9 protein-coding genes are annotated in these 9,851 nt (G+C 64.9%); 8 read left to right on the forward strand and 1 reads right to left on the reverse strand.

The annotated features are described in order from the left end of the window. The first annotated feature begins 193 nt into the window (after nt 1-193). From GNZ21_RS06100 to GNZ21_RS06125, 6 genes are all read left to right on the forward strand, one after another. The gene (locus GNZ21_RS06100; RefSeq protein WP_157322405.1) at nt 194-781 is read left to right on the forward strand and encodes a hypothetical protein; all 588 of its coding nucleotides are present in this window, start codon (nt 194-196) and stop codon (nt 779-781) included. A 246-nt stretch (nt 782-1,027) separates the two neighbouring features. Beyond that, on the forward strand, nt 1,028-2,275 hold the full coding sequence (locus tag GNZ21_RS06105) for a peptidoglycan-binding domain-containing protein (protein WP_157322407.1): 1,248 nt from the start codon (nt 1,028-1,030) through the stop codon (nt 2,273-2,275). A 3-nt stretch (nt 2,276-2,278) separates the two neighbouring features. Beyond that, complete coding sequence (locus GNZ21_RS06110; protein WP_188503858.1) at nt 2,279-2,923, forward strand: ABC transporter ATP-binding protein; 645 nt, start codon at nt 2,279-2,281, stop codon at nt 2,921-2,923. Further along, on the forward strand, nt 2,920-4,026 hold the full coding sequence (locus GNZ21_RS06115) for an FtsX-like permease family protein (protein WP_157322409.1): 1,107 nt from the start codon (nt 2,920-2,922) through the stop codon (nt 4,024-4,026). Before GNZ21_RS06110 ends, GNZ21_RS06115 begins: the two co-directional genes overlap by 4 nt. Nucleotides 4,027-4,035: 9 nt before the next feature. Then, the gene (uvrB, locus tag GNZ21_RS06120; protein WP_157322411.1) at nt 4,036-6,168 is read left to right on the forward strand and encodes an excinuclease ABC subunit UvrB; all 2,133 of its coding nucleotides are present in this window, start codon (nt 4,036-4,038) and stop codon (nt 6,166-6,168) included. A gap of 134 nt (nt 6,169-6,302) precedes the next feature. Further along, nucleotides 6,303-7,688 carry an NCS2 family permease gene (locus GNZ21_RS06125; RefSeq protein ID WP_157322421.1) on the forward strand — a complete coding sequence of 462 codons (1,386 nt, stop codon included), beginning with the start codon at nt 6,303-6,305 and terminating at the stop codon, nt 7,686-7,688. Here the strand turns inward: GNZ21_RS06125 and GNZ21_RS06130 are convergent. Beyond that, a complete protein-coding gene (locus GNZ21_RS06130) occupies nt 7,681-8,991 on the reverse strand; it encodes an alpha/beta fold hydrolase (protein ID WP_157322412.1) in 1,311 nt (436 codons plus the stop codon). The genes GNZ21_RS06125 and GNZ21_RS06130 overlap by 8 nt on opposite strands. Nucleotides 8,992-9,084: 93 nt before the next feature. Here GNZ21_RS06130 and GNZ21_RS06135 point away from each other — a divergent pair, with 93 nt between their 5' ends. Next, nucleotides 9,085-9,432, forward strand: coding sequence for a hypothetical protein (locus tag GNZ21_RS06135; protein WP_157322415.1), 348 nt, complete (start codon nt 9,085-9,087; stop codon nt 9,430-9,432). Nucleotides 9,433-9,439: 7 nt separating this feature from the next. Further along, nucleotides 9,440-9,793 carry a hypothetical protein gene (locus GNZ21_RS06140; protein WP_157322417.1) on the forward strand — a complete coding sequence of 118 codons (354 nt, stop codon included), beginning with the start codon at nt 9,440-9,442 and terminating at the stop codon, nt 9,791-9,793. Nucleotides 9,794-9,851: the final 58 nt, after the last annotated feature.

Below are 9,851 nucleotides of genomic sequence, written 5' to 3' on the forward strand. Positions count from 1 at the left end.
GAACGAGCCATACCTCATTCTACAACCCAACCGCTTAACTATTAACGAGACACACCACTAGGACCTGCCGACGGAGCATCGTGGTCAAGACGAGTAGGAGCGCACCATTTCTCAACCGGTGAGAGTACTGGCAGGAGCCAGCTGTGTTCTGCTGACTCCGATGCTGCCGGGGTGTGCGGATGATGAGCCTGCGGTGGATGAACATGGCTGGCCTGAGGAGACTTTTGACGAGCTGGTAGAGCGGGAGATGGAGATCCGTGAAACTACTGACTGGTATGACGCTCCTCTTGACATTCAACCAGAACGCTTCATCGAGCTCGGTGAGGCAGAAGAAGTCCGTGGAGCGTGTGTTCGTGAAGCTGGGTGGGAAGGCGTTGCTGAGCATGTGGATGTCCTGGAAGTCCCAGCTGATCAGCGGGAAGATGCAGAGCAGGCCTATTGGGAGTGCGTCGCGAGATTCCCAAGCGATCCTCGGGCTCTAGGAAACTTTTCAGCTGATGAGATGCCCGAAGAGTATTTGCGGGCCCTCTATGAGGATGAGCAGCGCATTCGGGAATGTTTGGTCGATGAGGGGATCCGGCTCCCTGAAGGTCCGTCATTTGAAGTCTATGAAGAAGTTCAGCGCAGCGGAGATCCCAGCAGGCTTCCGGAGGCACGGCATCCCCATATTGAGGTTCAGAGGCTCCACGGCATAGAGGTGTTCGAGGAAATGCAGGAGATCTGTCCACGCAGCGACGCAAACGAATATTTGCCGGACATCCCGCCCCCTCCCGAGGATTAGGAGTTTGTTCATGTCTGGAAGAGGCTTCGGCGGGACCTGTTTTAAGGAGCTGAATGACTCTTGACCTGCTTGTCCACAGAATGCCTGGCATGTTTGCCCAGAGGTTCCTGAACCTCCGCAACCATAGTTTTGGCGTCTCTCAGTCAAAGAGTCGAGAAATCTGAACAGAGGATTCCGCAAAATCGCTCCGGTGGAAAGGGGCTCATTCGGTAGGGTCGGAGGAACGCATCGACCGAGGGGTGAGCAATGACCGAGCAGCGCAGACGGCGTCCCAGACGGTTCCTGAACATTCTGGTGCTGATCCTCGCAGTGGTCCTGGCCGCGGCCGCAGGATGGTGGGCGGCCAGCACCACGATGGGCGAGTCGGAGACCCAGGAGCAGGAAACAGCCAGCCAGGAGATCTGGGCGGAGGCCTCCTACGCCTCGGTGGGCCGCTCCCTGAACCTCTCCACCACCGTGCGCCAGCCCTCCGAGACCGTGGGCACCAACCGTTTCCCAGGCATTGTGCGGGAAGCCCAGGACGGGCAGCTGGACAACGGAGACATGGTCTACCGGGTGGGCAGCAACGCGGTGCGGATCATCGAGTCCCCAGTGCCGTTCTGGCGGGACCTCACCCAGGGCAGCTCCGGCCCTGATGTCACCGCGGTCCAGGAGTACCTGATCAGCGCCGGATACCTCGAGGGCGGGGAGGCCCACGGCCGCTACGACCAGTGGACCGCCGCCGCAGTGCAGGACTGGCAGGAGGAGCTCGGCATCGCCGGGACCGGCACCATTGAGCTCGGCGAGGTGGTCGCCGTTCCCCGGGCACCGTTGGTGATCCAGCTGGGCGAGAGCATCCGGGTCGGTGCCGAGCTGGCCGGGGGAGAGGAGGCCGTTCAGGCTCCCACCGGTGACCGCAGCTTCGTGATGGTGCTCATGGACTCCCAGGCTCAGCAGATCACCATGGACGCCACCATCGAGATCACCTTCGAAGACCACACCTGGGAGGCGGTGGTCGAAAGCGTCGCCGAGGGCGACCCGGCCATGGGCGGAGGCGTGGAGTACCACCTCACCGCCCCAGACAGTGCAGAGGTCTGCGGTGAACACTGCGACCAGCTGCCGGCCGACCCGCAGCTCTCCCTGCGTTCCTCGGTGATCGTCACTCCGCCGGTAGAAGGGGTCGCCGTGCCGGCCGCCGCGGTGCGCACCGCTGCCGACGGCAGCACCTACGTGCAGACCCGCCAGGGGGAGACCACCCTTGAAGTCCTGGGATCCGGGCAGGGCCTGGCCATTGTGGAGGGCCTCGAGGAAGGCACCGAAGTGCGGGTGTTCAGCGACAGCCCGGCCACCGGCCAGCAGCCCGCCCCCGAACCCGAACCTCAAGAGGCTCCGCAGCAGGACCAGCCGGATCCTGAAGAACCCCAGGAGGACGACGCCGCCCCGCCGGAGGACCAGGAACAGGACGATCTGCCCGGGGAGACCGGCGGCACCGAGGAAGAGAACGGCGGGGACTGAGCCGTGCTGTCGGTGGAGAACCTGACCTTCCGCTACCGGCGCGGGGGAGAGGAGCTGTTCGACGACCTCTCCTACGCCTTCGAGCCCGGCAGGGTCACCGCGGTCACCGGGGCCTCAGGCCGGGGCAAGTCCACCCTGCTCTACGTGCTGGGCCTGATGCTCACCCCGCTGCGTGGGACCGTGACCCTGCAGGGGAACAACGTCTCGGCCGCAGCCGATGCTGAACGCTCCAGGATCCGGGCTGAGTCTATCGGCTTCGTCTTTCAGGACTCGGCCCTGGACCCCACCCGCACCATCCTGGACTCGGTTACTGAGCCGGCCCTCTACGCCGGATGGAGCCGATCCCGCGCGCAGGAGCAGGGACGGGTCCTGCTGGAGCGGATGGGGGTAGGCAACCGCGCTGACCATATGCCCGGGGAGATCTCCGGCGGCCAAGCCCAGCGCGTGGCGGTCTGCCGCTCTTTGGTCACAGATCCCGCCGTGGTGCTGGCCGATGAGCCCACCGGAAACCTCGACCAGGCCAATGCCGAGGGGGTGCTCACCGCACTCTCAGAAGCCGCCGGTGCCGGTGCGCTGGCCCGTACCGTAGTGATCGCTACCCACGATCCCTTCGTTATCGAGTTCGCCGACGAGGTGCTGGCCCTGTGAGACTGCCCAGTCTGCTGCGCGAAGCAGCCAAGACGGCCTGGGCTACCAAGGTGCCCAGCGCACTGATTCTACTGCTGGTGACCGTGATGTGCGCAGCAACCCTGGCCACAGTCGGCAGGACTGCAGCCGCAGAGGCCCAGCTCTACGAGCGTCTGGACTCTGCCGGTGCCCGGGTACTTACCGTCACCGAGCCCAGCCATGACTCCCACGAGCTGATCAACCCCAGCACTATTGCGATGACCGCTGGCCTCTCCAGCACCGAACGGGCGCTGGGCACCATCACTGCCATTGATGTGGTCAACGGGGCTGTGGGTGAGGGCGGGGAACGGGTGCCTGCCTGGGGCGTCTACGGCGATCTGGAGCAGGTGGCCGTCCTGGAGTCTGGCCGCTGGCCCCAGCCCGGGGAGGCGTTGGTCTCCGCGGAGGGCATGGAGCGGCTGAACCTGGACGCTCCCACCGGCTGGGTGGCGCCCACCAGCGTCGATGCGGCCGAGGACTGGGCGGTGGTGGGCACGTTCCGGCCCCGTCCTCCCTTCGGCGACTATGCCGCGGGCATCATCTACCCGCTCAGCGAGGAGGCGGCGGTGACCACCCTGCATGTGGTGCTGCATGACGCGAACCTGGCAGGTGCGGCCCAGTCCGCCGTGCTGCAGCTGCTGGACCCTCCAGCGCCGGACCACCTTACGGTCCAGTCCCCGCTCTCGATGGCCCAGCTGCAGGAGGAGCTCACCGGGGACTTCACCACCTTCGGCCGCACCATGCTGCTGGGAGTACTGGCCGGCGGCGCTTTTTTGGTGGCGATCGTGGTGCTGGCCGATGTGTTAGTGCGCCGTAAGGACCTGGGGCGGCGTCGTGCCCTGGGGGCCTCCCGGGGAGTGATCATCGCCCTGGTGGTGCTGCGCACGGCCATACCCGCCATGGCCGGTGCCGCTGCAGGCATCACCGCCGGGGTGGCCGCAGCCCGGGCTTTCGACGCCTACCCGCCCTGGGACTTCGCCGCCGGCACTGCGGTGCTCGCGGTCCTGGCCGCCTGCGTCTCAGCGGTGCTGCCGGCCGTCTATGCCGCCACCCGGGACCCGGTGGCCGTGCTCCGGACCCCGTAGAATTAGCCCATGAGCCTTGCGCCCAAGATCAGCCGGACTGTTGCTCCTTTTGAAGTTGTCAGCCCCTACCAGCCCTCCGGGGATCAGCCGCAGGCCATTGAGGAGCTGGCCGAACGGGTCGAGGGCGGGGAGAAGGACGTGGTGCTCATGGGTGCCACCGGCACGGGTAAGTCGGCCACTGCCGCCTGGCTCATCGAGCGGCTCCAGAGGCCCACCCTGATCATGGTGCAGAACAAAACTCTGGCCGCCCAGCTGGCCAATGAGTTCCGCGAGCTGCTTCCCCATAACGCAGTGGAGTACTTCGTCTCCTACTACGACTACTACCAGCCGGAGGCCTATGTCCCCCAGACGGATACCTTCATCGAGAAGGACTCCTCCATCAACGAGGAGGTCGAACGGCTGCGCCACTCGGCCACCAACGCCCTGCTGACCCGGCGGGACACCGTAGTGGTGGCCACCGTCTCCTGCATCTATGGCCTGGGAACGCCGGAGGAGTACATCGCCCAGATGGTCCCCCTGAAGCGTGGGGAGGAGATCGACCGGGACGAGCTGCTGCGCCGGTTCGTGGCCATGCAGTATGTGCGCAACGATACCGACTTCCACCGCGGGACCTTCCGGGTCCGCGGTGACACAGTAGAGATCATCCCGATGTACGAGGAGCTCGCGGTGCGGATCGAGTTCTTCGGCGATGAGATCGAGGCCATCCACACCCTGCACCCGCTGACCGGCACCGTGGTCCGCGAGGAGGATGAGATGTATATCTTCCCGGCCTCGCACTATGTGGCCGGCGATGACCGGATGGCCCGGGCCATCCGTGACATCGAGGATGAGCTGCGCGAACGCCTGGCCGAGCTGGAGTCCCAGAACAAGCTGCTGGAGGCCCAGCGGCTGCGCATGCGCACCACCTATGACCTGGAGATGATGGCCCAGATGGGCTTCTGCAACGGGATCGAGAACTACTCCCGGCATATCGACGGCCGCGCCCCCGGATCGGCGCCGCACTGCCTGCTGGACTACTTCCCCGATGATTTCCTGTTGATCGTGGACGAGTCCCATGTGACCATCCCGCAGATCGGCGGGATGTACGAGGGAGACATGTCACGCAAGCGCACCCTGGTCGAGCACGGCTTCCGGCTGCCCTCAGCAATGGACAACCGGCCGCTGAAGTGGGACGAGTTCCTGGAGCGGATCGGCCAGACCGTCTACCTCTCGGCCACCCCCGGGGACTACGAGCTCTCCCAGTCTGACGGGGTGGTCGAGCAGATCATCCGGCCCACCGGCCTGGTGGACCCCAAGGTGGAGGTCAAGCCCACCAAAGGCCAGATCGATGACCTGCTCGGCGAGATCCGCGCCCGCACCCAGCGCAATGAGCGCACCCTGGTCACCACCCTGACCAAGCGCATGGCCGAGGACCTCACTGAGTACCTCCTGGAGCACAGGGTCAAGGTTGAGTACCTGCACTCGGACGTGGACACCCTCAAGCGCGTGGAGATCCTGCGCGAGCTGCGCAAAGGCACCTTCGATGTGGTGGTTGGCATCAACCTGCTGCGCGAAGGCCTGGACCTGCCCGAGGTGTCCCTGGTGGCGATCCTCGACGCCGACAAGGAGGGCTTCCTGCGTTCCACCACCAGCCTGATCCAGACCATCGGCCGTGCCGCCCGCAATATCCACGGCGAGGTGCATATGTACGCCGATAGGATCACCGACTCTATGCGCCGGGCCATCGATGAGACTGAGCGGCGCCGCGCCAAGCAGATCGCCCATAATGAGTCCCACGGCATCGACCCCACCCCATTGGTGAAGAAGATTGCCGATATCACTGACCAGCTGGCCCGTGAGGATGCTGATACCGCCGACCTGCTGCAGGGCATGGGCGGGCTTGCCACCGGATTCCAGTACGGCAAGGGACAGCGGGGCTGGACTGGTTTCCAGAAGGACGACGACGCCGCCCCACCTGACTCCGGCACGGAGCGTAGCCTGGCGGCCCAAACCCCGGCCAAGGACACCGCGGATCTCATCGCTCAGCTCACCGAGCAGATGCACAAGGCAGCAGAGGACCTGAACTTTGAGCTGGCCGCCCGGCTGCGTGATGAGCTGGCCGACCTGAAGAAGGAGCTGCGCGCCATCAAAGCCGCGGAGTGACATGATCCGGGCTTCAGGAAGCGATAGAGTGCTCTTTCGTGACTGAGCAGAACCGCGCGAAGACCTCCCCGTCAGCAGATCAGCGTCCCGGGTTCCTGGACCGCTACTTCCACATCACCGAGCGTGGCTCCACGATGGGCCGTGAGATCCGTGGGGGACTGGCCACCTTCTTGGCCATGTCCTACATCATTGTGCTGAATCCGCTGATCATCGGGGCTGCGGCCGATTCCACCGGTCACTACCTGGGCGGCGGCACCGAACCGAACCTGCCGGCGGTAGCGGCGGCCACCTCGCTGATCTCCGGGGTGCTGACCATTCTGATGGGTGTGGTCGGCAAATTCCCGATGGCGGTCTCCTCCTCGCTGGGCCTCTCCGCGTTCATCACCTACGGCATCGTGGTGCTGCCCGGGATGACCTGGGCAGACGCCATGGGCCTGGTAGTCATCGAAGGCGTGATCCTGCTGATCCTGGTGCTCACCGGGTTCCGGTCGGCCATCTTCAACGCAGTGCCAGCCCCGCTCAAAGTCGCCATCAGCGTAGGCATCGGCCTGTTCATCGCCCTGATCGGCATGATGAACGCGGGGTTCATCCAGAACTCCGGCGGAGTCGGTCTGGAACTGGGCGTGGACGGCTTTGTCTTCGGCTGGCCGCTGCTGATCTTCCTGGTCGCGCTCTTCGCCCTCTTCGTCATGTGGACCGCCCATGTGCGCGGCGCGATCCTCTACTCCATCATCGGTGCCACGGTGCTGGCCATCACTCTTGAGTCGGTGCTGCGGGTCGGCCCGGCCACCGAGGACCAGCCCTACGGATGGGACCTCACAGTTCCCACCTTGGATCAGGACTGGTTCACTCTGCCGGACTTCTCCTTGCTGGGTGAGTTCAATCTGCTGGGCTCCTGGCAGAGCATCGGCGTGGTAGCCGCCACGCTGCTGGTCTTCACCCTGCTGCTGGCCAACTTCTTCGACCTGCTCGGCACCATGGTGGGAGTCTCCAACGCTGGGAACATCCAAGATGACAAGGGAGACATTCCCTACTCCCGGCGAATCATGGTCTCCGATGCACTGGGCACAATCGGCGGCGGTGCAGGCGGCACCTCGGTGAACTCCGGGTTCATCGAGTCCACGGTGGGCGTCGGCGACGGGGCACGGACCGGGCTGGCCAATGTGGTCACCGGAATGATGTTCCTGGCCACCATCGTGCTGGCACCGCTGGCCGCAGTGATCCCTACCGAGGCGGCCTCAGCCACCCTGGTACTGGTGGGCTTTTTGATGATGCAGCAGATCACCCGCATCGACTGGAAGGACATGGAGATCGCGATCCCGGCCTTCATGACCGTGGTGATCATGCCCTTCAGCTACTCGATCACCAACGGGATCGGCGCCGGGTTCATCACCTTCGTGCTGATCAAGGTGATGCGCGGGAAGTTCCGTGAGGTTCATCCCCTGATGTACCTGACCGCCGCCCTGTTCATGCTCTACTTCGTCTCCGGGCCCATCCAGGACGCCCTAGGCGTCAGCTGAGGACCGCGCCGCCGGCCCGCTCGGTGCGGCGCAGCAGCTCGCGGAGGATAGCCGGGCCGTCATCGTGGATGCCATCGTGGTGGTACTCGGCAGTCTCATAGACCGAGAGATTCGCCACCTGCCCGGCGGTCTCCAAGGAGAGCTCGCGGTCTACGAAGACATCATCGGTGTAGACACAGGCGGCGGCCGGCACCTGATTGCGGCCCAGCTGGTCCAGGTCATACAGTGCGTCCCAGTCATCTACAGCTGCCAGCGCTTCGGCGGCCTCATGCAGCGGGGCCAGCACCGGATCCAGGCGGAGATGCTCGCGGAAGATCATCTCACCGGTCAGCAGTGGCTGCTCCGCGGAGGCGGAGAACTCGGGGAACTCGGCCAGCACCCGTTCTGCGGCCCAGGCCGTAGCCGGCTCCCCGGGCAGGCCGTAGATGGACTCGTGCATCACGGCATACATCGGATTGCCGGCGAAGCTGATCCGCTGGCCGACCTCGCCTAGGAAAGTATCGGAGAGCTGATCTCCGGTGAACGCCTCCTCCAAGAGGTAGTGCAGCGAGTCAGCTTTGGTGTTCCCGCCCAGGCTCATGCCCAGCATCTGCAGGCGGGGGACTGTCAGCGGGGAACCGTCCAGGAGGCGGGCATCATGGGTTCGGATATAGGAGATCACCGCATCGAGCAGTTCGCGGTCTCGGGGGAAACGGCTGAAGTGTTCTTCGTTCCGGGCTGCCATGCGTTGGTAAGTATGCCGGTAGACCCGGTCGGTAGGGCCGCTCAGCGGCGCCAGCCCGCCGGTGATCAGCGCCCGGTCCAGGTGCTGCGGCGCGAAGGAGAGGTAGGTGAGGGTGCAGAAGCCGCCGTAGCTCTGCCCGAAGACGCTCCAGCTGCGGATGCCGAGCTGCTCGCGCAGCGCCTCGGCGTCCCTCACAATGGAATCCGCTCGGAAGTGCCGCAGATAGGCGGCCTGCTGCTGGGCGTTCCCGCGGATGCTGAGGCTGTGCCGGTCCAGCCGGGAAGAAAGCCCGGTGCCGCGCTGGTCCAGCATGATGATCCGGAAGTCCTTGGCCAGTTCCGCCATCCAGCCCCCGAGCTTGGCCGGACGGTTGCCCTTCCCGCCGGGGCCGCCCTGCAGGAACAGCAGATAGGGCAGCCCGGCTGCATGCACCTCACCTTTGGCAAGGACTTCGGCTCCGATGAACTCCCGGGCGTAGATCCGCAGGCTCTCGCCATCCGGGTTCCTCCAGTCCAGAGGAACCTCTACCCAGTGGTCAGTGATCCGGGTCCCATCCAGCAGTACGTGAGAAGCAGGCATGGTTCAAGCTTCTCACGCCCTGGGAAGAGGCTCCGGGGCCATCGGTAGCTTCATCCATGCCGGAGTGTTCTCAGCGGTAGGTAGACTGCCTAAGTGCCAAAGGAACGCTCGGAGCTTACAACTCGAATCAAACGATACCGCAGGGGGGTGCCGGCGGTGATCCTGGCGCTGGCGGGGCTGTCGGTGGTGCTCGGCCTGTATGGACACGGCCGCATCACAGAGGAACCGGACCAGCCCATCACCTTCATCGTCGAGGAGGGCCTGCCATACGGAATCTCCCAACAGTCGGTGGATGCTGCAGCCGAAGGCCGCGCCCTCAGCCGGGAACCGTTCACGATGATGGTCGTAGAACGCGAGTTGGAGTGGTCCGAGTATAGGAACGGGGAGCTGCCGGAGGGCGTGGATGTGATGCTCTCAGTGGGGGCACGATCCCGAGGATGAAGACCTCGTGCTGCCCGATGCCAGGCGGGTGGCCGTGGCCCATCTGACCGAGCAGGAGGACTGGAGACCGCATTACCAGGCCGCGACCACGATCAGAGAGGTCTTCGTCAATAACCGGACTATGGGGCACGGGCCCAGTGCCGTCGTCGGAGCTGGACAGACTGCGGGGGTGATGGCGTTCGACGGCAGCGGCAACCGGTCTCCGCTGCTCTGGGGTTCCCTGGCAGCTGTTCCGCTGCTGGGCGCGGTGCTGATCGCCCTGCTCTGGGGCGGGCACCTGGCAGGGGAGCGCCGTCGGCGACGCCGCTTTGCCAACGCGCGCCTTCAGCTGGCCCGTGTGGTGCTGGAACTGGATACCTAGTGGTGTGTCTCGTTAATAGTTAAGCGGTTGGGTTGTAGAATGAGGTATGGCTCGTTCT

Source organism: Nesterenkonia alkaliphila, assembly GCF_009758175.1.
GTDB classification, from domain to species: Bacteria; Actinomycetota; Actinomycetes; order Actinomycetales; family Micrococcaceae; genus Nesterenkonia; species Nesterenkonia alkaliphila.

Bases quoted from the DNA above. Each gene is read 5' to 3' on its own strand.
- GNZ21_RS06125 (WP_157322421.1), top strand. From the start codon at position 6,303: ATGGGCCGTGAGATCCGTGGGGGACTGGCCACCTTCTTGGCCATGTCC.
- uvrB (WP_157322411.1), top strand. From the start codon at position 4,036: ATGAGCCTTGCGCCCAAGATCAGCCGGACTGTTGCTCCTTTTGAAGTT.
- GNZ21_RS06105 (WP_157322407.1), top strand. From the start codon at position 1,028: ATGACCGAGCAGCGCAGACGGCGTCCCAGACGGTTCCTGAACATTCTG.
- GNZ21_RS06130 (WP_157322412.1), bottom strand. From the start codon at position 8,991: ATGCCTGCTTCTCACGTACTGCTGGATGGGACCCGGATCACTGACCAC.